The sequence below is a fragment of the Dyadobacter sp. CY356 genome, assembly GCF_021440195.1.
Classification (GTDB): Bacteria; Bacteroidota; Bacteroidia; order Cytophagales; family Spirosomataceae; genus Dyadobacter.
Map to the genome: position 1 here is coordinate 347,192 of NZ_JAJTSZ010000003.1, position 25,783 is coordinate 372,974.

Genomic DNA, 25,783 nt, shown 5'->3' on the forward strand with positions numbered 1-25,783 from the left:
TAGTGTGTGTATTCTTTTAATTTTATTCGCCGAAATGAACCTGAACTTTTTTCAAAGCTGATCCAATCACCTGGTGCATATCATAATACCGATATTCTGCCAGTCTGCCGCCAAAAATTACATTGGCTTCGTTTTTGGCCAATTCTTTATACTTGCTGAAAACCTCAGTGTTTTTATCGTCATTCACAGGATAATAAGGTTCTGAACCAACAGTCCATTCTGATGGATACTCATGCGTGATCACCGTTTTAGGCTGAGTACCAAATTCAAAATGTTTGTGTTCGATGATCCTCGTAAAAGGTGTTTCAGCATCTGTGTAATTAATTACAGCATTTCCCTGATAATTTTCCTGATCCAGCAATTGATTATCAAAACGCAAACTACGGTATTCGAGTGAGCCGTGGCTGAAACCGAAATATTCATCGATCTGGCCTGTGTAAATTACTGTTTCTGCTAGCGAGGTCAATTCTTCACGGTTCTGGAAAAAGTCAGTGTCCAGTCTTACTTCAATTCCTTCCAGTAATCCTTCGGTCAACTTATTGTATCCACCAATTGGAATTCCCTGATACTTGTCGTTGAAATAATTATTATCATAAGTAAACCGGACAGGTAATCTTTTAATAATGAAATCAGGAAGTTCAGTAGCTTTTCTTCCCCATTGTTTCTCTGTATAACCTTTGATCAGCTTTTGATAAATATCAACGCCAACCAAAGAAATGGCTTGTTCTTCCAGATTTTTTGGGTCAGTAATTCCTGCTTCCTTAACCTGCTCCTGAATTTTTGCCTTTGCTTCTGCCGGTGTACGAACCTTCCACAACTGGTAAAAGGTGTTCATATTAAAAGGAAGATTGTAAAGTTCTCCGTAGTAATTTGCAACCGGTGAATTGGTGTAGCGGTTAAATTCCACAAAAGAATTTACGTAATCCCAGATGTCCTTATCGTTTGTATGGAAAATATGTGCCCCGTATTTGTGTACGTTAATCCCCTCAATATTTTCGCAGTAAGTATTTCCACCCGTGTGCGTGCGTCGGTCTATAACCAGACATTTTTTTCCTCTTTTAGTAGCTTCATGTGCAAAAACAGAGCCCCAGAGCCCTGCACCAACTATAAGATAATCGTATTGTGCCATGCGTAATTAATATGAGTGGTTTTTATTGAAGTGATTGTGTAATTCTTTGTTTGATATAAAAATTTAATACCAACGCAAATCTAGTGATTTGAAATAAGAAAGGCTCCCATCGGGAGCCTTTCTTATTTATTGAATTATTTTATTCCTTATGGAAGAAGTTTCAATTCTACACGACGGTTTTTCAATAGACCATCACGAGTTGAGCTTTCAGCGATTGGTTTGAATGAACCGAAGTAGTCAACGATTACTTTACTAGCATCTTTCAGACCAGCTTCGTTGATCAGGTAGTTTTTCACTGCATCAACACGACGGCGGGATAGAGCCATATTGTAACGATCCGTTGCACGACGGTCAGCATGACCAGCTAATTGCAGACGACATCCGTTTTTGTTCATCAACATCGCAACGTTTTTCAACATTTCCTGAGATTCAGGTTTAAGCGTGTTTTTGTCTGTATCAAACTGAACGTTCGCAAATATTTCGCTACATGCTGCACCAGTTGCAAGCGCATTTTTCACGTAAGTATCAAAGTCAAGAACACGACCGCTACCATCAACAATACTTCCAGCAGGAGAATTTGGTTCTTTATCGAAGAAGTCAGAAACGCCATCACCATCAGTATCAAGAAGTAATCTTGGATCGATATCTTTTGGACGGTTTGCTTTTGCAACTGAGTCCATTTCTTCAAGTGTAAGAATTTTTACAGGTCTCAACAATACTTTTGGATCTGTGTAACGTAGGTGGTAATATCCTCCTTCGTCTGGCTTGTATGCCCATTTTCCATCCTCTTTCTTAACTTTAAGAGGTTTCTTGCCAAGTTTGTAAGTCAACACAACTGAACCATAACCATAGCTGTCAAGCTCTGAGTTTCCTTTGTGAGAAGTCTTTGCATCTTTGATGGAGTTAAGGTTTGGTGTTCTGTCGTAGTCACCACCCCATGTTGCATCAAGATAATCAGAGTTTGTGTAGTTCAAACGGAAATCAAGACCAAGATCAAGACGTGAAGTTAATTCGTAGTTAACTGCAAGACCTGTTGGAATGATCCAGTCATTTTTCTTGCCAGTTTCGCGAAGTGTAACACCGCCTGTAAGATCGTAAGCTTTGGAATCATAAAAGATTTGACCAAACCCAACGTAAGCATCAACTTTCCAACGTTTCATTTTATTAGGTCCCATCAATAAACCTTTAAGGTTTACAGTTCCCGAAAGAGAAACATCCTGATAGTTTCCTTCAAAATAGCGGTTGTAGTTACGGCGTTTCATACCGCGAAGTTTACCGATAGATCCGTCAAGACGAGCTCCAAACAAATACGAAAGTTGTTTGTTAATCGTTAAGCCTCCTTGAAAAGTTCCTGATTCTTTGTGGCTGTCGGTTGTGGTTTTGTTAACAGGCCAGAAATCGTATTCTCTCAAATCACCGAAAAACATCGATGGACCGCCATGGATAGCAACCGACCATGTGTTAAGTTTGTAAGGACCGTCGTACGTAGCTTTTGGATTGTAATCCGGAGAATTCGGCTGCTCCAAGGGCTGAGCTATCGAAGGCAAAGCCATCAATGACCCCAAGGCAAGCGAACAAATCAACTGGGATACTTTTTTCATACTATTCAAGTTAGCGTTATTAAGATTAACTAGGATTGATCTTTAATAATCAATTATAATAAAAACAATATATTATTTCGTGGCCAGATAACTAATCAAAATGCCTAGTGGGCACAAAATTAGGTTAACAATGTCATTTAATCAACTCCTATTTATGAAATAGCTGAATTTAACTGTAATTAAAGCAAAATCTTTGCGAAAGAAATGTTCTTTTTCCAATTTTTCAAAGGCGTTGCATTAATTTTTTTTCAATTCCAGCCTTCCACGCGGTAAATGTCCCTTCTATTATTTTTTCTCTTGCTGTGTTGACCAACCATAAATAAAAGGTCAGATTTTGTACACTCGCAATTTGAGCCCCCAACATTTCCTCTGACTTTACCAGGTGACGAAGGTACGCTTTAGAATAGAATGTACTCACATAACCACCCAGATTTTTGTCAAGAGGTGACAAGTCGTCCTTCCACTTTTCATTTTTGATATTGATTATACCTTCGGTAGTAAAAATCATGCCATTACGGGCATTACGGGTAGGCATCACACAATCGAACATATCTACACCCAGCGCAATACATTCCAGAATATTGGCCGGTGTACCAACGCCCATCAGGTAACGTGGTTTGTCTTTTGGCAAAATATCGCAGACAACTTCTGTAAGTTCATACATAATTTCCGCTGGCTCACCCACAGAAAGTCCGCCTATCGCATTTCCCTCACGCTCATAAGATGCAATGACCTCGGCCGATTGTTTTCTAAGATCTTTATATACACTTCCTTGCACAATCGGGAAGAGTGTCTGACTATGATTATATAAAGGTTGTGTCTCATCAAAACGTGTACAGCACCGGCCAAGCCAGCGGTGGGTCATTTCCATCGAATTACGCGCATAAGTAAAATCGCATGGATAAGGAGTACATTCATCAAAGGCCATTATAATATCTGCTCCGATTGTACGTTGTATATCCATCACGCCTTCTGGTGTGAAAGTGTGTATCCCACCGTCAATGTGTGACTTAAATACCACACCTTGCTCGTTGATTTTTCTCCCCGTGCCCGCCAGTGAGTAAACCTGATAGCCGCCGCTGTCTGTTAGAATAGGTCTGTCCCATCCGTTGAATCCATGCAACCCGCCAGCTTTCTGAATAATATCCAATCCAGGACGAAGATATAAGTGATACGTATTTCCTAAAATAATCTGCGCTTTTATATCCTCCTTCAACTCCCGCTGATGTACTGCTTTCACAGTTCCGGCTGTTCCAACCGGCATAAAAATCGGCGTTTGAATTGTTCCGTGGTCTGTTTCCACTAGTCCCGCACGTGCTTTTGAGTGCTGGTCCTGGGTTTGTAAGGTAAACTTCATTAATGGTAATATGCAAGATGATGCTGCAAAAATAGGTGGAAGGCATCTAACATTCCTGACAATGACCGTATATTTGTAAAATTACTTACGGAAAAAATTTACACACCCCCTGTATCGTGACGGATTCTCTACTTTATGTGCTCTGCGCATTTGTTCTGATTCAGCTGTTCTATTATCTTTTTATTTTCACGCGGCTCGCCTTTTACGGGAAGAGTACCAATTATGAAAGTCGCCCGCCAGGGGTTACTGTCCTGGTCTGTGCCTTAAATGAGAAAGAAAACCTGATGGAACTGCTGCCACTTCTGGATGCTCAGGAATATCCTGAATTTGAAGTGATACTGCTCGACGACCGTTCTGATGATGGGAGCGAAGATTTTATGCGCGAAAATATTCATAGCTGGAAGCACATTCGATATATCCGTATCAATGACGAGTTTTCTCACGTGACACCCAAGAAGTATGCACTGACAGTTGGGATGAAACAGGCCAGATATCCTTTGGCTCTAATGACAGATGCTGATTGTCGTCCTGATTCTCTGCACTGGATTACATCCATGACCTCACAGATCAGTGCAGAAAAAGATATTGTGATTGGATTTTCTCCATATGAAAAGTATCCGGGTTTGTTAAACTGGTTTATCCGCTGCGAAACTTTTTATACGGCCGTGCAATATCTTTCCTTCTCATTGGCAGGACTGACTTACATGGGCGTTGGCAGGAATATTCTTTATAAAACCGAAGTGTTTTTTGCTAATAAAGGTTTTTACAGACACCGGCATATCATGGGCGGTGACGACGATATTTTTCTGAATGAGGTGGCAACAAGCAGTAATACTGCCATTTCCATTGACCCGGAATCTTTCGTTTATTCAAAACCAAAAACAACATGGTCGACCTGGTTGAGACAAAAGAGACGTCATTTAGCCGTAAGCCAGTTTTATCGGAAGCGAAATAAAGTAATGCTTGGCATACTTTCCTTTTCGCATATGGTCACCTGGATATTAGGATTTATTGCGCTGGCTTTTGGTGTATTGACTCATGATATTCTTTTTCTTCAGCAGCTCGGTGTTATTGTTGGTGTTCGCTGGATCGTTCAGTGGTTGCTTTTCTTTATCATTAACAGAAAGCTTGACAAAACGGTTGAGTGGTTTAGTTTTCCGTTAATGGATTTTGCTTTTTTTATTTATTATATCTTCTTCGGATTGTTTGTGATGACAAGAAGAAAACCCCGGACTACATGGAATTAATCTTAAAATACTTCCCGGACCTTACAGATATCCAGCGTGATAAATTCACTCAGCTGGAGGCATTGTATCAGGACTGGAACTCAAAAGTCAACGTAATTTCCCGACAGGATATTGACACCTTATACGAACGACATGTGCTGCATTCATTAGGCATTGCAAAAGTGATTCAGTTCAAGTCAGGGACATCAGTGCTGGATGTGGGAACAGGCGGAGGCTTTCCTGGTATCCCGCTGGCTATTATGTTTCCGGATACACAGTTTCATCTGGTCGACAGTATTGGAAAGAAAATAAGAGTGGTCCAGGAAATTGCTGCCGCACTTGATTTGCAAAATGTAAAAGCAGAGCAGATCAGGGCAGAAAAGCTGGAAGATACCTATGAGTTTGTAGTTAGCCGCGCTGTGACCCGTATGGCGCCATTTGTTGGTTGGGTGCGCAAAAATATTAGCCGAAACTCATTTCATCCACTCAGGAACGGTATTTTATACCTGAAAGGTGGCGATTTGACGGAAGAACTTGGGGAACTGACAATGAAAACCCGTTCCTATGAGCTTTCCAATTATTTTAAAGAAGAATTTTTTGAAACGAAAAAGGTCGTGTATGTACCTTTGTAAGTAATTTTTGAATCGCGTAAACTTATCTAACCACAAAAAATATGAATGAGCGTTTTAGTGCCAGCGGGCTAATGAATCCATTTTTTCCTGATGAAGTATCATTTGGAGATAAAGGGGTAACTTTTACAGTTAAAAAACTTTTCAAGAGCAATGATAACTTTGTTTTCTACTCAGACATTTCCGGTGTTGAAATAGAAAATAGTATGTTCTTTGCCACTATTCGTGTTATTCCACGGATGCGTCCTGAAATAATTATCAATAATTTTTCAAAAGGAGATGCCAAGAGAGTCAAGGAGTTAATACTGGCGAAGGTTCAAAGTTGAAAAATATTTTTAACTGAAACTTGCGTCATATTAATCGTATCCCTATATTTGCACCAGAATTCAGATAAACAATCGGATTTGAAATTCCTGAATAGCTCAGCCGGTTAGAGCATCTGACTGTTAATCAGAGGGTCGTTGGTTCGAGCCCAACTTCGGGAGCCTTGGTTCAGAAGCACTTAACGAGAAATCGTTAAGTGCTTTTTTCGTTTATAACAGTAACTTTGTGTTTCTGCATGATAATCTGATCCTTTGCTGCTAAGCGTTGATTTTCCAGCATCCAGTTGATTAATGTAAATCAATCAAAAATTTGAATTAACCAGCTCAAAATAATAAGAATCTTTTGAGTTTAATGTGAAAGAGTATACTGGCCCCGAGGCCTTAATATTTCAATTTAATACGTTTTTTAACTGATAACTAATATGGCAATTGCATACTGGGTAGGATCTTCCAATCATGGTCACATCGGTAACCCTCAAAATATGTTGAAAGATTTTACACAACAGAATTACTGGGCCACTGATGTGAACTTGAAAAATCGACTAAACAAAAATATTTTAGATGCCTTAAAAGCCATTAAGGTAAATGATCGGTTTGCCGTGAGCAGTTTGCGTAACAGATACCAGGATGTTGATGTTAAAGTCATTGGTACGGTTACCAACATCGATGATGCGGAAAACGGACGACTGGGAATTGCGTGGGACGAAGATCAAACTTTGTATTCCGGTGCTATTCCGCTTGGGACAAAAAATGAAAATTGGCACCAGGCACTTTTTAAAGTGACTACTGCTGAAAATATAACGCTGACATTTCCGGATTCTATCATCAATAAAAAAGTTGCCAGAATAACCTGGAATGATCAGGGATGGAAAAAGCCATCAGGCCTTAAAGGAAAAGCCTCATCGAATGATATGCTTGAAGGGAAATTTGGCTTTGGTCTTGAAGAATGGTTATTTGACGTGAGCAAGCTCGTGGATGGCTATCACTACGGATTTCTTGAACCGATTCGTAAGGGACAAGCAGCTCAGGCAAATAAATCATATCCTGTCTGGCTATATGCCATCAATGGCTCCACAAAAAAGCGGTACTGGATCGGTGAAATAAAAAAAACTACCGTGATCGATGATGCTGAGGCTGTTTATGTAAAGCAAAAATATCAGGAACTGGGATGGCTTAAAGAAATGGAAAAAGAAATCACTTCGGCAGGTTCTAAAGGAGATAATTTGTCTGGTTATGCGGCGTCTGACTTATTTAATATTAAATTCAAACCGCAGGATCTGGTTGTAAATGAAGACGTGATCGAGCTTTCTGATGCTCATCCGGCCAATAAAGTTACAAAATATGCTTTTGCCAATTTTACGGAGGCGTTTATCGTTGAATAGTGAATCTTTTATCATGATTTAAAGCACTTAATGAGAAATCGTTAGGTGCTTTTTTCTTGAAAAAAAAATTAATGTGATGAAAAGTTTGGTGATGTCATCTTACGGTACAAGCCATTTAAATGGAGAAGCTTTGAAAACTATTTATTTAAATTGTAATTCACTAGCAGTAAGTAAAATACAAACAAACGCATCTAGAATTTCCCATCACTTTTCCTTTTAAATCTTCATTAATCTATATAGCTTGCAAAATACTTTTTGAAGGTTGAAAAACGTTATACTTTGATATTTAAGGCAATGTTAAATTTTTAATATTATGGTATCGGCAGAGATTTTAGCAAAAGAATTTGTGAATATGGGCATTGCAGCCGGAGATCCGGTTACACAGATGAAGTTGCAGAAAATGGTCTATTTTGCTCAGGGACTGCACCTGGCCCTGCATCAGGAAATTTTGTGTGACGAGCCGTTTTTTGCCTGGAAATTTGGCCCGGTCATTCCTTCGATCTATCAGCTTTATAAAAAATGGGGGAGCAGCCCGATCATTGAAAAACCTGTTTCCCCGGATTCCGGTAACCCAAATAATCCTGATGTATTGACTTCCGCTGAAAGGGAAACCATTGATTATACCTGGGAAATTACTAAGAACCTGGATGGAATAACACTCTCAAACTGGTCGCATGCTGCGAATTCTCCCTGGGCGCAGGCATACGCAAAAGGTGAAAATACGGTAATTTCCAACTCAATCATTAAGGAATACTTTGAGCAAAATCTCATCAAACAATCCGCCGGTACCGAGTCCTGAGCAAATTGTAGCACACGGAATTCAAATGGTTCAGGGAGCCGCTGGTCATGAGACTTTTTTTAATGAACCGAATTCTGTTACGACGGAAACCTTACTTCAGGAAATTCGCAATCTTCAGGAAGTCCGGCATCTGGACAAGGAAAAAGATGTAGCGCTGCAAATTCAGATTGCTCGTCTGGAAGGTGTCATTCAGGATATCAGTGAGCGGAAAAAGTATGCAGCCCGCATATTTAAGTTAGTTGCCACCTTTCTTTTTGTTGTTGTATTTATCGTCTGGCTTCATGGCGTCGGCAATTTTTACTTGCTCAATCCATTTAAAGGAGGTTTTTTAAAAGGTCCGGATTTCTTTGAGTTTTCTTTCCATCTCTCCGATACAGTGATCGTGACCTTGCTTACGACCACGACCGCTAATGTTGTCGCATTTTTTGTTTTAGTCACTAAATACTTATTCCCCAATTCTTCATTCCCGAATAATCATTCTTTGCCGGATCCGAATGTCAATTCCTGATCAAAGTTGGGGTTGATAAGCACTGGTTAATCGGCAGCATCCAGCGACGCCAAAAATGTATGTGCAGTATTTAATAACCTTTTCTGTTTCTCAGTTTCCATTTTATCAAAACTGCCGACAAGCATTCCCAGTCGTGGATTTTTGGTAAAAAAGGTGCGGTGCACATGCATAAAACGCCAGAAAAGTGAATCCCAGATTTCCTGCCACGGCCCTTTTTCATAATTGCTCATTTTCATGATGTAATTACTTCCGGCAATGTAAGGCTTGGTTGATAACATACCGCCGTCTGCAAACTGGCTCATCGCATAAACATTCGGCACCATCACCCAGTCATAGGCGTCGATAAATAATTCCATAAACCATTGGTAAACATCGTCCGGATCAAATTCACATAACAACATGAAATTCCCTAAAACCATCAGTCGCTCGATATGATGGCAATATCCGCGCTCTAAAACTCTTTTGATCGTCTGATCCACAGGCTCGATTCCGGTTGTTCCGTCATAGAAAGATTTCGGTATCTTCCGGGTGAAATTCCAGTAGTTTTTAGTTCTTGCTACGGAACCGTTACGTTCGTAATATCCGCGCATAAATTCCCGCCAGCCGATCAGCTGCCGGATAAATCCTTCGGTGGTATTTAACGGGATATCGTTTTTCTCAGAATAAACCAGTGCCCCTTTAATAATCTGATCGGGCGTTATTAATCCGATATTCAACATTGGCGTCAGCACGCTATGATGCAGAATACTTTCATTCTTAACAATCGCATCCTCATAAGGCCCGAATTCCTGAAAACGATCATCCAGAAACGCTTTAAGCCAGGTTTTGGTCGTTTTAAAGTCCTGCGGGTAAAATGGGTATGTGGTCAGATTGCCGAGATTGTCTTTGAAATGTTCCTGAACATAAGTTTTTGCTTCTTCGTAAAACGGGGTTGTTTCAGGGTAGGAGATATGCGGCGGCTCCTTTTTTCGTGGATATTTTTTACGGTTATCAATGTCATAACTCCAAGAACCACCAACCGGCTCATTCTTATTATCCACTAAGATCTGACGTTTTTTTCGTTCCTGAATGTAAAATTCAGTCTGGAAAAACTTCTTCTTTTTGTCATGAAAAAAAACGCCCAGTTCTTCTTTACTATTCAAAAATAATGGATTCTTGTATTGAATTATTTCTATGTCCGCTTTGCCGGAAGCAGTAATCAATCGCTGTTCAAGCCAGTTATCAGTTGGATCAATATAATGTATGGTTTTGATTTTTTTTGAAGCCAGTGCAGCGATCAGTTTTCGTATATCAGAAAGCGGATCGACGGCTTCAATATAATTTACTTCCACCTTTTTTACTTCCAGATAAGCAGCATAACATTTCATCGTCGCCCGGTGAAAGGCGATTTTTTGTTTGTGGAATTTAAACTGATTGAAGTACAATTCCTCTTCCACCAGATAAACCGGAAAACCATTTTCAGCGATCGGACTTGTTTCAAATAACTGATGTGGAAAAATAATATTAACTGCTTCCATGAATTTTGTTTTTATTTCCCCGGCATTTATCGCTGCAATACTTAACTTCATCCCAAACTTTTTCCCACTTTTTACGCCAGGAAAATGGCCTGCCGCATACGACACATATTTTTTCCGGCAAGTGTTCTTTTTTCATTTAATCGTTTTTTGAAAAATCGGGCAGTGCATTTGGTCTAGCATAAGGAAACGCCGCTATTTTTTCCAGTTTGTAATAGGTATTCAATCCTGAAATGCCGACGTCGTTCGGCTCGCTCAGATCAATTTGTCCCTGATCGTCCATCGCCGTATCCGGGATGATCAAATGTTCAACTTCACCAATGATCAGAACCGTTCCATTGAGCTCAATGGGAATTGTCTGAACAATTTTCATTCCCAGTTTTACCGTACTTTCCTTAACAAAAGGCGCTTTGTGGTCCGCAATAAATTCCTCTGTTAAAGCACATTTGTCAAACTCAGATTCATCACGTCCGAACTTAGCCGAGGTATAATGTGCCTGCTCGATAAAAGATTCGTGAATATGGTTGATCGTATAAACACCGTTTTCTTTGATATTGTCAAAAGTATGTTGTCCGGCTTCACGGTCAGGTCTTAAAATAAAACCGATCAGTGCCGGATTACTTCCCAGATGAATAACAGAACTGAAAATTGCCAGATTGGTTTTTCCATCATTTGATATCGTTCCGATAAGATTCGCAGGTTTTATACCGGTTATCGAATTAATGATATTTAACCGTTTGATTTTTTCTGTATTTTGAATGTCCTCTTTTGTAAGATGCATTTAATGAGCGTTATATAAAGTAGAAAGTTCTTTTTTGCATTGTTTCCAAAACTTGAAAAACGACGAATAATAACCGTTAACAGAAAACATCCAGTCGCGATTTTCCTCAGTTCCCTTGTAATGCGCCGCGGTTGGGTGTTCTTTAAAGTATATATCTTCAGGCTGATATTCTTTTACCAAATCATCAAACGCACCAGTATAAATATGTAAGTTTTCAATGTTTTGACCCAGCGACAAAATAAAATCAATCGTTTTTTCTGAGACTGGATATTTTGAAAAATGTGAAGGTTCAAGGAGCAGAATCCGGTTGACGTCCATATCTTTTTTCCACAGGGGATCAAGATTGTAGAAATTATATAGCAGCGTTGGCTTTTGATTATCGATGGTTAAGGATTGCTTTTCCGGCAACGTGGTCGATAAAACTGGTGTCGTAAGTTCCTGCAAACTTTCAGGTATTTCTTTAAGCGGAAATGCATCATAACCAGCGTCCAGAAATGTACCTTTTTGATCAGAATAAAAAAAATTGTTGATATTTTCCTGATTGGCGAAATACTTGTTATTGCTGTTTGAGCCAGCGACCCATTGCCAGCTTAATGCATTACTCGCCCAGTCGCCATCCAGCAAATGATAATAAAGCCATTTTGCCGGAAGTTTCCAGTGACTTTTCCCAATATTACAAACAATACTTGCGATGTATAACCTCAGATGATTATGCAGATATCCGGTTTCGTAAAAATCTGAAATGGCCTGATCAATGACTTCTATGCCTGTTTTTCCTTCAATAATAGCTTTTGAAATCTGATGATTTTTAACATCCATCTGTGGTGTTTTGAAATCTTCATCAATCAGATTTCCCTTTTCAATCCAGATCTGCTGCCAGTAATCGCGCCAGGCTAATTCCTGGATCAACCGTTCAATTTCCCATGGATTAAAACCGCGGTTGATCAGACTTGTAAAAACATATTTTGTTGAAATAACGCCGCGTGATATGTAGGGAGACAAACGGGTAACCGCGCCATCCTGAAAGTTGCGCGTACTTCCATAAGTCATGGGCTGGATGTTCTCAACCTGGTCAAGTATTTTTTCAAAATCTGTTTCGAACATCAACTCCTGATATTATTCTAGGTGAATATAATTTTTGAAGATAAGAAATGTATTATCGCGGAATGATAACATTAGGATCTCCTAAGGTTATTCGGACGTGACAGCAATCATGACCAATGGCAAAAGACTTTTTTAAAACTTCCCGGCCCTCTCTCAAACCGGTGAATTCAATTTCTTTTGCGCATCGTCCGGTTCGCGACATTAATTTATCTTCCCAAATAGGATACTTTCCAGCCTTCCTTCGCAACGAATCCAGACTCGCATCCTGGAGATTAATTCTTTCTCCTGTTTCAACTATGGTCGAGTAGTATTCATCCAGCACTACCGGCTCCTTGTATTGATCTTTCAAATCAGCCATCAGTACGACATATTGTTCGGTACAAACCTCATTCCCGTAACATATGCAAGGATCTTTGGAATTTAGGACCAGATCTTTTTTACAAGTGCTAAAAATCAAAGTGGTAACGAAAAACAGCAAAATTCTTTTCATGGCTTATCAATTTTAACGTTGAGGATAAACCAAAAATAACTGAATTTAAGTGAGATTGTTACAAAGATTTTACAGAATTATAAAACCACATGCCGGTTATATATTTTGTATTCAGGACAGCCGTCATACTTTACCGAAAGATCAATATCGACCCAGTCCCGGTTTAGCGCATTGATATAGGCACCGTAATAATCTGGGAATAAATTGGTGAGTATAATTACGGAATCAGGCTCCATATTCAGCTCTTCGTGACCAAGCTCATTGACAAAATAATAACCGGTACAAAGTCCTTTTGAAGTTTCAAATTCAATTTTTACGTGACTGCCCACAACTTCATGCTGCACAACTTCCACTGCAATTTCCTCTCTCAAATCCTCAGCCGTTCCCAGCGTTTCTTCCTGATCACCTAAAATATCAATATTAGTATCCATAACCGTTGTTTAAGGTAAATGTCGAGTTTGATACTTGCCTTAAAAAGTTATACCCGGAGTTGAAAATGGTGGAAGATCATTGATCAATTAATATTCTACATCTATGAAATGTTGATCGTAACAACTTCTCCATAAGCCACTTTTATGTCAAAAGCGTTGACAAGTTCGATGTTTCGAAGATGAGCAAGAATTAATCGAATGACGCCTCCATGTGTTACAATAAGCGTATTCTTATGATTTGTTTGTATCAATTCAGACCAGAATGATAAAACCCGAGCAGACATTTGTCGCATACTCTCACCGCCGGGAACGACAACATTCACAAAATCATCCATCCAGATTTGAAGATCGGATTCGTTAACGGTATCCCAGGTTGCACCTTCCCAGTCGCCAAAATTCAGCTCGGTAAGACGGTCATCTATTTTAAAAACGGGATTTAGTTTTTGTGCTAATACAGTACAACGTGTGGCAGGACTGGAATAAATAATATCGGGATTTTCGGGAAGTTTTGTTTTTATAATTTCAAATTCCTCGGGGAAAGTATCTTCCAAAGCAACATCCAGCCGACCGTAAATAAGTCCGGGCGAAAGTGAAGGCGTGGTATGCCTGACTAAATAAATTTCCATAAAACGGCGGTGAAGAAGTAAAAACCAATTTCACAAACCTGCTGTGTCGTACCCAGACAATCGCCGGTATACCCACCGATCCATTTTTTGAAGTACCGGGCGAGCAATATTTTGATCAGATATAGGAGAGGAATCACCAATAAAAACGCTGGCTGATTTAAAAGAAAACACAAAATAAGCAGTGGAATTATAGCAAAAATAGCAGCAATGAAAAGTGTGTTTCTGCTTCCAACTTCTGCTACCGGTTTTGATTTGCTGTCATCAGTAAACCGGACGTACGTATGCGTAAAAATCATCGTCACAGCCTTAAACCTGCTTAAAGCATGAGCACTTATCAGCGTAAGTAAAACCAGAAAAGGCTGATTTTGAATATTTGGAATTAATGCTTTTATCAAAGAAAATTTTAACCCAAGCAACAGAATAAGCCCGACAACGGCATAGGTTCCAACGCGGCTGTCTTTCATAATTTCAAGAATTTTTTCTTTTGTCCAACCGCCCCCAAAACCATCACAGGCGTCAGCAAAACCATCTTCATGAAAAGACCCGGTCAGCAAAATGGACGAAATCATGGAAAGAATAATGCCGGTAGAAATATCGATGAAATAGGAGCCAAGAAGCAAAAAACTACCAGAACTTAATCCTACAATCCAGCCAATTAACGGAAGATATCGCGTTGCTTTATTCATATCATCCGGATTGTAACCAACCCAGGCGGGAACGGGGAGACGGGTGTAAAATTGGAGTGCCGTGAAAAAAAGCCGTAGTTCCTGCTTCATAAATTTGGATACAGTGCCGGGGAATTTATATTGATTTACGGATGATATTTACTTCTTCATTTTTAAAACCAATATGCAAATGCTGGTGATCCATAAAATTGAAGACCTGGCCGGTATCCCGAACCGTTTTTAATTTAGAAAAATCAAGTTCCTGAATTAACCAGCCTTCTTTTTGAGGTTCCAATGTTGAAATAATTCCATCTTCCGGCATATCATTGTCAGGTGTGGAGTAAAATGCAGCAAAGCCATAATTTATGTCCACCGCCGGTGACCAGAGTGCATTGCCAACCGTTTGTGAAACAACAGTATAGGCCTGATTTTCCATCGCCCGTGCCCGCGCTCCGATATGTACGCGCGTAGCTCCGCGAATAGTTTCTGTACAGCTTGGAGCTAAAATCAGTGAAGCGCCCATTGAACATAATAATTGCGAACCAAGCGCAAACTCAATATCATAACAAATCTGAACGCCAAAAGTACCCCAGGAAGCTTCAAACAATGTAAGGTTTTTAATGCCGCTTTGAATTCCCCATTCTTCATTTTCGAAACGGGTCATGAAAAATTTATCCTGGTAACCGGCCAAACCTTTGGAAGAAAAAACAAAAACGCGGTTAACATTTCTTTTGTCCTCGATCACGGGAATGCTCGGTGCAACAATGATTACTTTATATTTTTTAGCCAGTTCAGCGAAGACATTGCAGAATTTATCTTTCAAAGAATCAAGCTCAATGACCTGGCGGCGGATGTCGTTTCTGATTTCGTCCGAAAAAATACTGACCAATTCCATCGCGCCATATTCCGGAAAAAGTAACAGTCCGGCATTTTGGTTTACAGCCTCAATAACCCAACTTTCAATATGTTCACGCCAATTGTTAAATGTGGCATGTTCAGTAATGGGGTAATTGGCAGAAGCGATGATCATAATGGAGTGATGATTTGATTTTTAATATTGCGGTGCGCTGCACCTTTGGCTTGTGATTGGGTACTTTTTTTCTACAAATATTACGGTGCTCCGCACCTTTGTATAACAGGTTGGAGCCTCGTGTTCTACAAATATTTTGGTGCGCTGCACCATTCGTGAACGGGTATTCTTTCTACAAATATTACGGTGCTCCGCACCTTTGTGTAACGGGTTGGAGCCTCGTGTTCTACAAATGTTTTGGTGCGCTGCACCATTTGTGAGCTGGTGTTCTTTCTACAAATATTACGATGCTCCGCACCTTTGTCAAATGGGTCGGAGCCTTTCGTTCTACAAATATTTTGGTGCGCTTCACCATTTGTGAACGGGTATTCTTTCTAAAAATATTACGATGCTCCGCACTTTGGGCTAATGGGTTGGAGCCTCATGTTCTACAAATATTTTGGTGCGCTTCACCATTTGTGAACGGGTATTCTTTCAGTAAATATTACGGTGCTCAGCACCTTTTTTAGACTATGTCCTTCATCCAAAAAATCATTGTCTTAGGTGTAGAAATTGTTTCGTCAATATCCGGCCATTCCATTGTTGCTTTTAAATCCGGGACTTTTTTATAACCTCTTTTAATCCAGAATGCATCATTTGGTCGATAATCTGCCGGTTCGGCGGGGTGATTTATTCTTTCAACAGAACAAAAACAGGTCGTCTTAAATGTGCCAAAACTTGCTGCATATTCCTCCCTTGCATCGAAAAAGCGATGACCAAGTCCCAGGCCACGATAACTTTTAAGCAATATGCTTTCACCAAAATAAAAAATACTTCTTATATCCAAACCAGCTTCTAAAAAGGGAGCATGAATGTCAGCGGTTTCGTCCTGCAAAGGAATACAGGTTGTCCCACCAACCATTTTGTCCCCGTCATAGATGGCAAACAGAAAAGACTTACCGGAGTTGGAATAAATTTTCAGATACTCTTTTTCATATTCCTCGGTGCCTTCATACAGATAAGGATAATCCCGAAAAACAGCAATTCGCAATTTCGCCAGATCATCAAAAACAGATGCAATGGCGTTGCTTTGTTTGGTTATAAAAGTGAGAGACATGGGAATGGCTGTTAGCTGTTAGGGATTAGCGGTTAGTATGGCGTTGAATAATTTTAAACAAAAAAAGACTAATTGTTATAGTCATGATCAATTTATTGGCCTGTTGAAGCTAAAAGCCAATCCCTAACAGCTAACCGCTCAGGAAACCAGTTTAATCCAATGTTCCAGATTATAATAAGTCGTTACCCTGCTGATTTTTCCATCTGTTACTTCCAAAAAGGCAGCGGCAGGTATTACGTATTTTTGTCCATAAGCTTCGGGAAAGCCTTCATCAGCTTTTTTATAAATCCCGTTTACGATAAACTCAGCGGAAACTCTTTTGTCTGTTGGTTCTGTGAAAAATACGATATCGGTCAGTGTTTCCTCGTACGAATCATCCATCATTTTCATGAATTCCGTAAACTTTTCGATACCAACTCGCGCTTCGCCCTGATTTGGTTCGTGACGAACTTCCGGATGAAGAAGGGCAAGCATGCCTTCAAAGTTTTTTTCGTTGAATGCGTTGTAATATTGTTTTACGATGTCTAATGCAGCCATTTGGAAATTGATTTTAGTCAGAACGTTTTAACAAAGATAGGTTTCGTCTTATGGATTAAAAGGTTTTCTGGTCAAAGAAACCTGTCCGTTTGCGTCTTTTTCATATTTGGCGATACAATTTTGCTGCAACTGTGTATCAAAATTTGGCTCCTCCAATTTGATCGAAGCAGGTGCAGGCTGACCTTCCTGGAAAAAGAAAACTTTGGTATTTCCATATTTGGTATAGGGCATCAAATCGCCATATTTCTGCATTTCCTCCCAAGGCTCACCCTGAACGGTAACAGCATAAATCCGAAAAATCGGCCCGGTATTATTTGGATTCCTGTATAACGCGACCTCTTTAAAATTACCTTTCAGATCATTGACGGTAGGCTGAGAGGTGGAATCGTAAATGATATAGGCGATTACAAGGGCGATGACTGCTGCAATAATATACTTAACTTTCTTCATAATATTTGTAGGTTACACAGAGAACCACAGAGCTAAAAAGAGGGACACAGAGTTTTTCTTTATCACTAAATAAAACTCTTTGTAGCTCTTTTTTTTCTCTGTGGTCCTCTGTGTAACCTCAGAAATCAGAACAAAATTCATTTATCAGACACCCCCGCGCTTTCGAAACTCGCCATTTCGTTTAAAAATGCCACTGCGCTTTTTAACAAAGGATACGTCACGGCGCAGCCTGTTCCTTCACCCAGCCGCATATCCAGGTTTAATAACGGTTTGGCATTCAGACTTTCAAGTAAAAGTTGATGTCCTTTTTCCTCTGACTGGTGACAAAAAATCGCCAAATCTTTGATATCAGGATTTAGTTTGAAAGCACATAAAAAGGCTGCCGAAGCGATAAAGCCATCCACCATCAAAACCATTTTCTCCTCAGCCGCTGCCAGAAATGCGCCGCACATCATCGCGATTTCAAAACCGCCGAAAGTTTTTAAAACCTGAATAGGATCTGTTGAAACTTCTGGATGATTTGAAATTGATTGTTGAAGAATGTTGATCTTGTTTTGATATTGCTCAGGATTTACGCCCGTCCCTTTTCCAACGCAGTCTTCAATAGGGATATCAAGTAATTTGCTCATAATCACGGCTGCGGAGGAAGTGTTTCCAATACCCATTTCTCCAAAGCCAATCACGTTACAGCCGGTTTTTGAAATATTTTTTACAATCTCTTTTCCCTTTTCAATCGCCAGTTGACATTCTTCTGCTGTCATAGCCGATTGATTCAAAAAACTTTTGGTGCCGTGATTAATTTTGGCATCGATCAGCTTTTCATTGGGTTCAAAATCATAGTCAACACCGGCATCGACCAGCGCGAGTTCGATTTCATTTTGTTTGGTAAAAACATTAATCGCCGCCCCGCCGTTGAGGAAGTTCAAAACCATTTGAAAAGTAACTTCGGAAGGATATGCACTGACGCCTTCGTTGGCTATTCCATGGCTCGCCGCGAAAACGACGATATGTGGTTTGACTAAATCCGGCGTCAAAGTTTCCTGAATCAAAGCAATTTGTAAAGCTACTTCTTCAAGTCTCCCTAGGGCTCCAAGAGGTTTTGTTTTATTATTTATCTTATGCTGTATCTGTTCTTGTAAAGTCATATTTTCTATTTTAAGGTTACACAGAGTTCCACAGAGAAAAAGGAGATACACAGAGTTTTAATTTGAGATAAGAAAAACCTCTGTGTCCCTCTTTTTAGCTCTGTGAAACTCTGTGTAACCTAACCTTTTAATTTAAGTGCTAAGCCGGAGACCATGAAGATGGCTTCGTCAGCCTTGCCAGCCACATATTGATTTGCCCAACCCTGTAAATCCGTAAATTTTCTCCCAATCTCCGTTTCAGCATGAACACCCATGCCGATTTCGTTTGAGATGATCATAAAAGTGCCGGAAAGTTTTGCAATCGCATCGATTTCTTCTTTAAATGCAGCCAGCGATTTGTTGATATCGTTATCAAAAGCGACAAACAAATTCGTTAACCAAAGCGTCACACAATCAATGACAACAACCTGATTTTCGATAGGAAGTTTATGGATATTCGTTTCCGATTCGTAGGTCGTCCATTCCGGGCCGCGTTCATTTTTGTGTAATTGAACACGTTCGGCAAAATTGTCGTCCCAGATATGTGCCGTCGCAACATACACCGGAGATTTGCTAAGCTGCAAAGCTTTTTCCTGTGCAAAACGGCTTTTTCCGCTGCGTGCGCCTCCGGTGATGTAGATGATCATTTTTCTTCCGGCGCTTTAAAACGTTTGTATAAAAACAACTGCCATTTCTCCTCCGCAACGCCCGCTTTGTCCATTTCAGCTCTCGCCAATGTGAAAAATAAATCTGATAAGCGGTTGATATAGGCAGGAATCGCCTCATGAACCGTATCGGTTTTAATTAACGAAACCAGTCTGCGCTCTCCTCTGCGCATTTGCGTACGAGCAACATGACATAAGGCAGAAACCTCATTTCCGCCAGGAAGCAAAAAGTAGTCAGAAGGAGAAGTCATTTCTGATTCTAGCGTATCAATCCAGGTTTCGCAAAACTCAGCGCCATCTTCCGGCATTGGATTTTTATTTTCTTTTTTTGCATCCGAAGGACGAGCCAGATGTGACATCATATCCATTAAATCTTTCTGGATCTTGTGCAGATTTGGTTGCCAGGCGTGATCATTCCCCAACTTTACACGAAGTAATCCAATTGTTGAATTGGCCTCATCCAGCGTTCCTAAACATTCAATCCGAACATCATCTTTTGAAACGCGGCTGCCACCAAAAAGCCCCGTCGTACCTTTGTCGCCTTTTTTTGTATATATTTTCATTTATAAAAAAATCGATTTTAGATTTTATTTGTTGGTTTAATCTGTTGTAAATCAGTAAGTAATTTGCTGATCGTTAAATATCTTGTAGTTTTTGATCCGTCATTAAACTCCCAGACAGGATTTTCATCGTCAGCGGAAATTTCAATCTTATATCGTAAATCCGGATTCTCACTTACCACAAAATCTTCCCTTTGTAACGCACGTTTTGTCCAGAAAACAAGATTACTTTTTCCGGATAAATAGATAGGAGTGGAGGCGGCTTCTTTGTGAATGGTGAACGTGCCGGTATTTCTGTCAAAATGAAAGCCGTTTTTGATAAAAGCCGCTTCAAAACTTCCGTTCAAAACCAGATCCTCAGGTACGCCCGAAACAAGTTTTCCATCCGGATGCATCAGCCAAAGTTTGTCCGCCGCCTGGAGTGCGAGATCCAGTTCGTGTGTGGAAAGCAAAATGGCCTTATTGGTTTGCCGGGCGAGATTATGCAATAATCGCATCATTTCAACCCGGTTTGGTAGGTCGAGATGCGCCGTTGGCTCATCCAGTAAAATCAGTCTGGTATCCTGCGACAATGCCCGGGCCAACATCACTTTTTGCCGCTCACCATCGCTCAGCTCGTTCATCCGGCGATTTGCATATTGTTTGGTATCCGTCGCATCCATCGACCAGCTGATTTTTTCTTTATCCAAATCGGATAATGATCCCAGCCAACCCGTGTAAGGCGTTCGTCCCAGTGCGACAAGTTCGCTGACAGTCAGGTTTCCGGTATCGATGCGTTCTGTTAAAACAAGACTCAGTTTTTGTGCAAGATCGGCAGGTTTTAAATTTATTAATGATTCATGATCAATCAGAATCTCTCCTGAAAGCATGGGCTGCAAACCCGAAAGCGTTCGCATAAGCGTAGACTTTCCCGCGCCATTCGGCCCTAATAAACATACCAGCTGTCCGGGGAATAAATCCAGATTTAGTGATTCTGAAACGATTCGCGGGAGCCTTTTTCCAGCTTTGTAGCCAATGGATAAATTTCTAGCGGTTAATATCGGCGAATCGTTCATGAGAAAGAAGAACGTAAATTATTTCGACTGACGATCACCCAAATTACCACCGGCGCACCCAATAATGAAGTTACCACATTGATAGGCAGAACTGTCTGCGTTCCCGGCATCTGTGAAATAATATCGCATACAAGCATCAGCACGGTTCCAACCAGACAGCAGCAAGGAATCAAAATCCGGTGATCGGAAGTTCCCAGAAGTGCACGGGTGATATGCGGAATAGCGATACCGACAAAACCAATCGGGCCACAGAAAGCGGTGATGCTTCCGGTTAATAAACTGGTACTGGCCATGATAATGAAACGGGTTTTGCCAACGGTCAGACCCATACTTCGCGCATAATTTTCTCCCAATAACATGGCGTTTAATGCTTTGGAAGAAGCAAAAGCGATGAGCAAACCAAGGATGACAACGCCGGAAAGTACGCATAAATGATACTGGACAATCCCGCCTAGTGAGCCGAAAGTCCAAAGAATATATTCCTGCAACTGTTCCGGCTGACTAAAATATTGCCAGATACTGATCACGGAAACGGTGATCGTCCCGACCATCACGCCGACAATCAATAAAATAACATTATCCTTAATTCTTCCTGCGATAAGTAAAACCATAGATAAAACCAGTGCTGCGCCAAGCGAAGCCATCACCACAATCAGCCAGCTTCCGGAAACGCCAAGCTGACGAATTGCATAAATACTGGCCGTACTGCCGCTTGTCAACATCACAGCTGCAACGCCCAAACCTGCTCCGGCAGTTATCCCCAGTTCTGACGGGCCGGCCAATGGATTTCTAAACAAAGTCTGCATTTGCAAACCGCTAACAGATAATCCGCAGCCTACCAGGATGGCTGTAATCGCCTTCGGTAATCGTATTTTTTCGATAATAAATAACCATGCAGTCGTATCAGATTCTCCTGAAAAAACAATTTTCACCACTTCTCCAAAAGGTATGCTCACCGATCCCAGCATGATATCCAGCATAAAAAATAGCACAGCCAGAACCGACAAACCAATAATGATCAGTCGCCGGGAATTGGAAGAGGATTGAGAAACAATTTGCATAATCACTGTTTAAATCAGCTGTGATGTTTGAGTAGCAATAGCCGCGATAGCTGACCGCCGAAAGCCGACAGCCTATTTCACCTGCTTATAATAAACCAACTCATGTTCAGGGAGTAATTCCGGATGTAAAATTTTGATCAGATCTGCCAAAACGATTTGCGGATTTACAGCACCCGATTCCCAATAATCATTCGAGCCGCGATTGTTTACACGTTTGTTATAACTATAAATCTGTCCGGATTTATAGGCTTTGAAATCCGTATAACGAGGATCTTTCGCCAGGATTTCCTTCTTGTTGTCGTAGTTACTTATTCCTACATTCAGCCAATAGTCAGCAGTCAAGGCAATAGGATATACAGCCTCAAAATTAAGTGCTAAACTTCCGGTTGCCTTGGTATTATTCCAATGATAATCCGCGCCGGAGTCACGGAAGAACTGCGCCATGTAACTATTCCCATTCGGAACAAACCAGGAATCTTTGGAATTCATACCGGTGATGATACTTGGTTTGGTTTTTACCTTTTGTGATAAAACCGCAAGACGTTTGTATTCCTCCTCCATTTTGGCAAATTTCTTATTGACAAAATCTTCACGGTTTAGCAGGGCGGCTAAAAGTTTAACCCACTCAGCGCGACCCAGAGGCGTTGTTTCCACCCATTCAGAATTAATTAAAACAGGAATTCCGGCGGCGTTCAAAGTGGTATATCTTTCCATTTTGGAAACCGGACTGCCCGTGGTCATCACCAGATCAGGATGCATCGTGATCAGTTTTTCTTCATTCAAACCTTGGTCTTTTCCAACTTCGGCGATTTTACCGGCCTCAATTTGTTTGATAATTTCCGGATTCGAAACATATTTCAGGTTGCCAAGTCCGGTTACAATTTTCTCCTCACCTAAAAGTCCAACCAGACCGACATGCATGGAAGACATCGCAACGAGGCTGCGAATGGGAATTTCGATAAACTGACTGTTAGCATAACCTTTCGGCTTTTTGGTGCCACGCTGCAATAAAACATATTTGGCCGTATCCGTGCTTTTTTCAAAAGGACTTAAAATATTGATTACCTTATAATTGTCGTGGTATTCAATCGTAAACCCTTTGGCATGATGAATCTGGATTTTCTCGGAAAAATAATCTTTCCCGGAAGAAGCCGTTTCTGCGCTTTCTGTGAGGTTTGAAGAGGTGCCGCAACTTGTAAGAACCAATAATGTCGCGAAAAACAATGCCGCAAAACGGGCAGTTTTACTGAAATGAGAAAGTCGCGCATAGTCATAGCGAACTTCCTGAAAGGAGGTTTTCTGTTTTTGTGTCATTTGTGCTGCAAGCCTTTCTTCCGAAAGCTTTGCGTGTTAAGTGAAAAGGCAGGTCTTCTGACTCGTTCCATTCTCTCTGACGCCTTCCCGGATTAATTTTGAATGATAGAATGTTGGAATGAGAGAATGTGTTGCAATTAGCCATTATTCACTCATTCTATCATTCACTCACTCAATCATTGCCCCCAGTGGCTTTTGTCATGAATGTTTTTATGAACTTACAGCAGCGGAGACTGTTCCGGACTTTCACCGGTATTCCCTTTTAAAGTAACCCGATTTTTTCAAATCCGGAATACTACCCTGATGGGTGCAAAACTAATAAGATTTGCCTGGGGTTTTCAATTTGGTAAGAATAAATCTGCTCTCTCTGGCTATGAATTGTGATTCGACAAAAAAACGAAAGCAATAATTATTAGTATCATCAAAAAACAGCTTATATGATTGATCGAAATAACCTTCCGAATTTCACCTGGTTCAATAACCCGATCATTCTCTCCAATAAAAGGTTTATCAACCAACTTCCCATGGTACACATTTGGACCGCCGAAGCGACAATCCAGAATTCCGGCCAGGGCAGATTCGGGGTAACCGGAATTTGGACTTTTATGTTGGTTGCCATATTTAAACACAAATTGTAAACCGCGATGACTTCCGGTTACAATAATCATCAACAACGCCGTGATACGTGCCGGAATAAAATTCGCAACATCATCCAGGCGAGCCGCAAATTTTCCAAATTGTTCATACCTATCACTCCTGTAACCAATCATGGAATCCATGGTGTTAATCATTTTATAAATCATCATGGCCGGAACGCCGCCGATTGCGTAAAACAATAAGGGCGCAATGACACCGTCGCTCAGGTTTTCCGACATGGTTTCAAAAACGGCTATACGGATTTGCTGTGCGCTCAATTGTGAAGTATCCCGGCCAACAATGCGTGATAGTTGTTTTCTACCGGCATCCAAACCTTCTCGTTCCAAAACCAAAAAAACATTTCGGCCTTCGGTGATCAATGCATTATTCGCTAATCCATACCAGACCCAAATGCTGTTGATGGCAATAAAAAGCCAGACATTGACGGTTAAAAGTATTTTGTTTGAGAAATAAAAAAGGAAAAATGTGAGCAGACAAAGGCTGATTGCAAGTAACATTCCTTTCAGAAACCGGGATGAATTTTTGTTTAACAATTTGTCGCCGGCAGCAATGGCGTTTCCAAAAACACGAATGGGATGAGGCCAGTTATCAGGATCGCCGATAATCAAATCCAGAATATACCCGAAAACCAACGGAGCTATGATCAGTAATTTCTCCATTCGTCGAGGGCTTCAATTAATAAATTATTCCTTTCGGGCGATAGAGTAGCAATCCGGAAATGTTGTTTTGATAAATCTCTGAAATTACTTGCATCACGAATCAGCAGTCCGTGTTTTTCAATCAAAAACTGTTTCAGTTTTGCTGCATCGTCTTTCTGTGTTTCTGCCAGAAAAAAATGCGTTGCACTTTCATGAATTTTCAATGAAGAATTCTGACTAAGTTTTTGGACAAATCTTTCTTTTTCTGATAACAAATTCTGTAAGGGAATTTGAATTTGCTGATAATTTTCAAAAATGAATTTACCGGCTTGCAGTGCCATCGTATTCACTGTCCACGGTTGTTTTATACTTTTCAAATTAGAAATTAAATCTTCTGAGGCGACAACATAACCCAGACGTAATCCCGGAATGGCATAAGCTTTCGTAAGCGAATGCATGATCAGCAGGTTTGGGAAACGGCTTATGACCCGTATCGAAGAGCGGATTTGAAGCGTAAAATCAATGAAAGCTTCATCTACAACAAACAATGTTTGCGGGTTTTGTTGTATCCAATTTTCGAGCTGAGGAAACGCTTCTCCCGTTGGGTTATTGGGATTGCAGATGAAAACGAGATCAGTTGACAATGCTGGAAATTCCCGGATTTTGGACCATGGCAAAAATGTTAAATCATGATGAAACAGTTTACATGCATCTTCATATTCAGCAAAGGCGGGCGTAATGATCGTTGTTTTTTTGCCTGAAAAAGCCTGTGCGATAAGATATATGCTTTCAGTCGTTCCACTGTTTATTAAGATCCGGTCAGATTTTAAGTCATGATGAGCCGCAACTATTTCACATAAACTTTCAGCCATCACTTCCGGGTAACGATTAATCGCTGACCATTGCTCAAAAATATATTCTTTCAAACCCAATGGTTCGCCACCATACCATACATTGGTACTGAAATCTGCAATGATTTTTTTGGAATAGCGATACGAATCGTCTCCGTGGCCTTCTAACATAATATTTCC

Annotated in this window: 29 protein-coding genes, 1 tRNA gene and 1 riboswitch; of the genes, 7 read left to right on the forward strand and 23 right to left on the reverse strand. The window is 40.5% G+C overall.

Going from position 1 to position 25,783, the window contains the following annotated elements; genetic code table 11:
* Positions 1–22: 22 nt before the first annotated feature.
* The 3 genes from glf to tgt form a co-directional block, all read right to left on the reverse strand.
* Positions 23–1,129, reverse strand: coding sequence for a UDP-galactopyranose mutase (gene glf / locus LXL81_RS13320; RefSeq protein ID WP_234647281.1), 1,107 nt, complete (start codon positions 1,127–1,129; stop codon positions 23–25).
* Between the two features lie 146 nt (positions 1,130–1,275).
* Complete coding sequence (locus LXL81_RS13325) at positions 1,276–2,730, reverse strand: OmpA family protein (RefSeq protein ID WP_234647282.1); 1,455 nt, start codon at positions 2,728–2,730, stop codon at positions 1,276–1,278.
* Between the two features lie 223 nt (positions 2,731–2,953).
* Positions 2,954–4,087: a tRNA guanosine(34) transglycosylase Tgt gene (tgt, locus tag LXL81_RS13330; RefSeq protein WP_234647283.1), complete on the reverse strand. Its 1,134-nt coding sequence runs from the start codon at positions 4,085–4,087 to the stop codon at positions 2,954–2,956.
* A 116-nt stretch (positions 4,088–4,203) separates the two neighbouring features.
* On the opposite strand from tgt, the gene LXL81_RS13335 reads away from it, so the two are divergent.
* The 7 genes from LXL81_RS13335 to LXL81_RS13365 all read left to right on the forward strand — a co-directional run bounded on the left by LXL81_RS13335 (position 4,204) and on the right by LXL81_RS13365 (position 8,954).
* The gene (locus LXL81_RS13335) at positions 4,204–5,334 is read left to right on the forward strand and encodes a glycosyltransferase (RefSeq protein WP_234647284.1); all 1,131 of its coding nucleotides are present in this window, start codon (positions 4,204–4,206) and stop codon (positions 5,332–5,334) included.
* Complete coding sequence (rsmG, locus tag LXL81_RS13340) at positions 5,325–5,945, forward strand: 16S rRNA (guanine(527)-N(7))-methyltransferase RsmG (RefSeq protein ID WP_234647285.1); 621 nt, start codon at positions 5,325–5,327, stop codon at positions 5,943–5,945. Before LXL81_RS13335 ends, rsmG begins: the two co-directional genes overlap by 10 nt.
* A 41-nt stretch (positions 5,946–5,986) precedes the next feature.
* A complete protein-coding gene (locus LXL81_RS13345) occupies positions 5,987–6,268 on the forward strand; it encodes a hypothetical protein (RefSeq protein ID WP_234647286.1) in 282 nt (93 codons plus the stop codon).
* Between the two features lie 85 nt (positions 6,269–6,353).
* A tRNA-Asn gene (locus LXL81_RS13350) sits at positions 6,354–6,427 on the forward strand.
* A gap of 260 nt (positions 6,428–6,687) precedes the next feature.
* Positions 6,688–7,647 carry a hypothetical protein gene (locus LXL81_RS13355; RefSeq protein ID WP_234647287.1) on the forward strand — a complete coding sequence of 320 codons (960 nt, stop codon included), beginning with the start codon at positions 6,688–6,690 and terminating at the stop codon, positions 7,645–7,647.
* A 313-nt stretch (positions 7,648–7,960) separates the two neighbouring features.
* On the forward strand, positions 7,961–8,446 hold the full coding sequence (locus LXL81_RS13360) for a Panacea domain-containing protein (RefSeq protein WP_234647288.1): 486 nt from the start codon (positions 7,961–7,963) through the stop codon (positions 8,444–8,446).
* A complete protein-coding gene (locus tag LXL81_RS13365) occupies positions 8,403–8,954 on the forward strand; it encodes a hypothetical protein (protein ID WP_234647289.1) in 552 nt (183 codons plus the stop codon). Before LXL81_RS13360 ends, LXL81_RS13365 begins: the two co-directional genes overlap by 44 nt.
* Positions 8,955–8,980: 26 nt before the next feature.
* Here LXL81_RS13365 and LXL81_RS13370 read toward each other — a convergent pair whose 3' ends face one another.
* The 20 genes from LXL81_RS13370 to LXL81_RS13465 form a co-directional block, all read right to left on the reverse strand.
* Positions 8,981–10,471 carry a cryptochrome/photolyase family protein gene (locus LXL81_RS13370; RefSeq protein ID WP_234647290.1) on the reverse strand — a complete coding sequence of 497 codons (1,491 nt, stop codon included), beginning with the start codon at positions 10,469–10,471 and terminating at the stop codon, positions 8,981–8,983.
* Positions 10,458–10,607, reverse strand: a complete 150-nt coding sequence (locus LXL81_RS13375; protein ID WP_234647291.1) for a DUF2256 domain-containing protein — start codon at positions 10,605–10,607, stop codon at positions 10,458–10,460. The genes LXL81_RS13370 and LXL81_RS13375 overlap by 14 nt, the downstream gene beginning before the upstream one ends.
* The gene (locus tag LXL81_RS13380) at positions 10,608–11,249 is read right to left on the reverse strand and encodes a flavin reductase family protein (protein ID WP_234647292.1); all 642 of its coding nucleotides are present in this window, start codon (positions 11,247–11,249) and stop codon (positions 10,608–10,610) included.
* Positions 11,250–12,353: an FAD-binding domain-containing protein gene (locus LXL81_RS13385; protein ID WP_234647293.1), complete on the reverse strand. Its 1,104-nt coding sequence runs from the start codon at positions 12,351–12,353 to the stop codon at positions 11,250–11,252.
* A gap of 52 nt (positions 12,354–12,405) precedes the next feature.
* The gene (locus tag LXL81_RS13390) at positions 12,406–12,843 is read right to left on the reverse strand and encodes a hypothetical protein (RefSeq protein ID WP_234647294.1); all 438 of its coding nucleotides are present in this window, start codon (positions 12,841–12,843) and stop codon (positions 12,406–12,408) included.
* A 77-nt stretch (positions 12,844–12,920) separates the two neighbouring features.
* Positions 12,921–13,274, reverse strand: coding sequence for a hypothetical protein (locus LXL81_RS13395; protein WP_234647295.1), 354 nt, complete (start codon positions 13,272–13,274; stop codon positions 12,921–12,923).
* 101 nt (positions 13,275–13,375) lie between these two features.
* Positions 13,376–13,900 carry an alpha-ribazole phosphatase gene (gene cobC / locus LXL81_RS13400; protein ID WP_234647296.1) on the reverse strand — a complete coding sequence of 175 codons (525 nt, stop codon included), beginning with the start codon at positions 13,898–13,900 and terminating at the stop codon, positions 13,376–13,378.
* Positions 13,885–14,676: an adenosylcobinamide-GDP ribazoletransferase gene (locus LXL81_RS13405; protein WP_234647297.1), complete on the reverse strand. Its 792-nt coding sequence runs from the start codon at positions 14,674–14,676 to the stop codon at positions 13,885–13,887. Before LXL81_RS13405 ends, cobC begins: the two co-directional genes overlap by 16 nt.
* 25 nt (positions 14,677–14,701) lie before the next feature.
* Positions 14,702–15,595, reverse strand: coding sequence for a carbon-nitrogen hydrolase family protein (locus LXL81_RS13410; RefSeq protein WP_234647298.1), 894 nt, complete (start codon positions 15,593–15,595; stop codon positions 14,702–14,704).
* A 505-nt stretch (positions 15,596–16,100) separates the two neighbouring features.
* Complete coding sequence (locus LXL81_RS13415) at positions 16,101–16,691, reverse strand: GNAT family N-acetyltransferase (protein WP_234647299.1); 591 nt, start codon at positions 16,689–16,691, stop codon at positions 16,101–16,103.
* 138 nt (positions 16,692–16,829) lie between these two features.
* The gene (locus LXL81_RS13420; RefSeq protein ID WP_234647300.1) at positions 16,830–17,228 is read right to left on the reverse strand and encodes a ketosteroid isomerase-related protein; all 399 of its coding nucleotides are present in this window, start codon (positions 17,226–17,228) and stop codon (positions 16,830–16,832) included.
* 48 nt (positions 17,229–17,276) lie between these two features.
* Positions 17,277–17,678, reverse strand: coding sequence for a hypothetical protein (locus LXL81_RS13425; RefSeq protein WP_234647301.1), 402 nt, complete (start codon positions 17,676–17,678; stop codon positions 17,277–17,279).
* 137 nt (positions 17,679–17,815) lie between these two features.
* Positions 17,816–18,823 carry a nicotinate-nucleotide--dimethylbenzimidazole phosphoribosyltransferase gene (gene cobT / locus LXL81_RS13430; protein ID WP_234647302.1) on the reverse strand — a complete coding sequence of 336 codons (1,008 nt, stop codon included), beginning with the start codon at positions 18,821–18,823 and terminating at the stop codon, positions 17,816–17,818.
* 119 nt (positions 18,824–18,942) lie between these two features.
* Complete coding sequence (locus tag LXL81_RS13435; RefSeq protein ID WP_234647303.1) at positions 18,943–19,449, reverse strand: bifunctional adenosylcobinamide kinase/adenosylcobinamide-phosphate guanylyltransferase; 507 nt, start codon at positions 19,447–19,449, stop codon at positions 18,943–18,945.
* Positions 19,446–20,030 (reverse strand): cob(I)yrinic acid a,c-diamide adenosyltransferase, encoded by a 585-nt coding sequence (locus tag LXL81_RS13440; RefSeq protein ID WP_234647304.1) that lies wholly within the window; start codon positions 20,028–20,030, stop codon positions 19,446–19,448. Before LXL81_RS13440 ends, LXL81_RS13435 begins: the two co-directional genes overlap by 4 nt.
* A 17-nt stretch (positions 20,031–20,047) precedes the next feature.
* Positions 20,048–21,082, reverse strand: a complete 1,035-nt coding sequence (locus LXL81_RS13445) for an ABC transporter ATP-binding protein (RefSeq protein WP_234647305.1) — start codon at positions 21,080–21,082, stop codon at positions 20,048–20,050.
* Positions 21,079–22,143, reverse strand: a complete 1,065-nt coding sequence (locus LXL81_RS13450) for an iron ABC transporter permease (RefSeq protein WP_234647306.1) — start codon at positions 22,141–22,143, stop codon at positions 21,079–21,081. Before LXL81_RS13450 ends, LXL81_RS13445 begins: the two co-directional genes overlap by 4 nt.
* Positions 22,144–22,215: 72 nt before the next feature.
* Complete coding sequence (locus LXL81_RS13455) at positions 22,216–23,457, reverse strand: ABC transporter substrate-binding protein (protein ID WP_234647307.1); 1,242 nt, start codon at positions 23,455–23,457, stop codon at positions 22,216–22,218.
* 29 nt (positions 23,458–23,486) lie between these two features.
* A riboswitch (cobalamin riboswitch) is annotated at positions 23,487–23,775 on the reverse strand.
* 53 nt (positions 23,776–23,828) lie between these two features.
* Positions 23,829–24,773 (reverse strand): adenosylcobinamide-phosphate synthase CbiB, encoded by a 945-nt coding sequence (cbiB, locus tag LXL81_RS13460; RefSeq protein WP_234647308.1) that lies wholly within the window; start codon positions 24,771–24,773, stop codon positions 23,829–23,831.
* The gene (locus LXL81_RS13465) at positions 24,758–25,774 is read right to left on the reverse strand and encodes a histidinol-phosphate transaminase (protein WP_234647309.1); all 1,017 of its coding nucleotides are present in this window, start codon (positions 25,772–25,774) and stop codon (positions 24,758–24,760) included. The genes cbiB and LXL81_RS13465 overlap by 16 nt, the downstream gene beginning before the upstream one ends.
* Positions 25,775–25,783 lie beyond the last annotated feature (9 nt).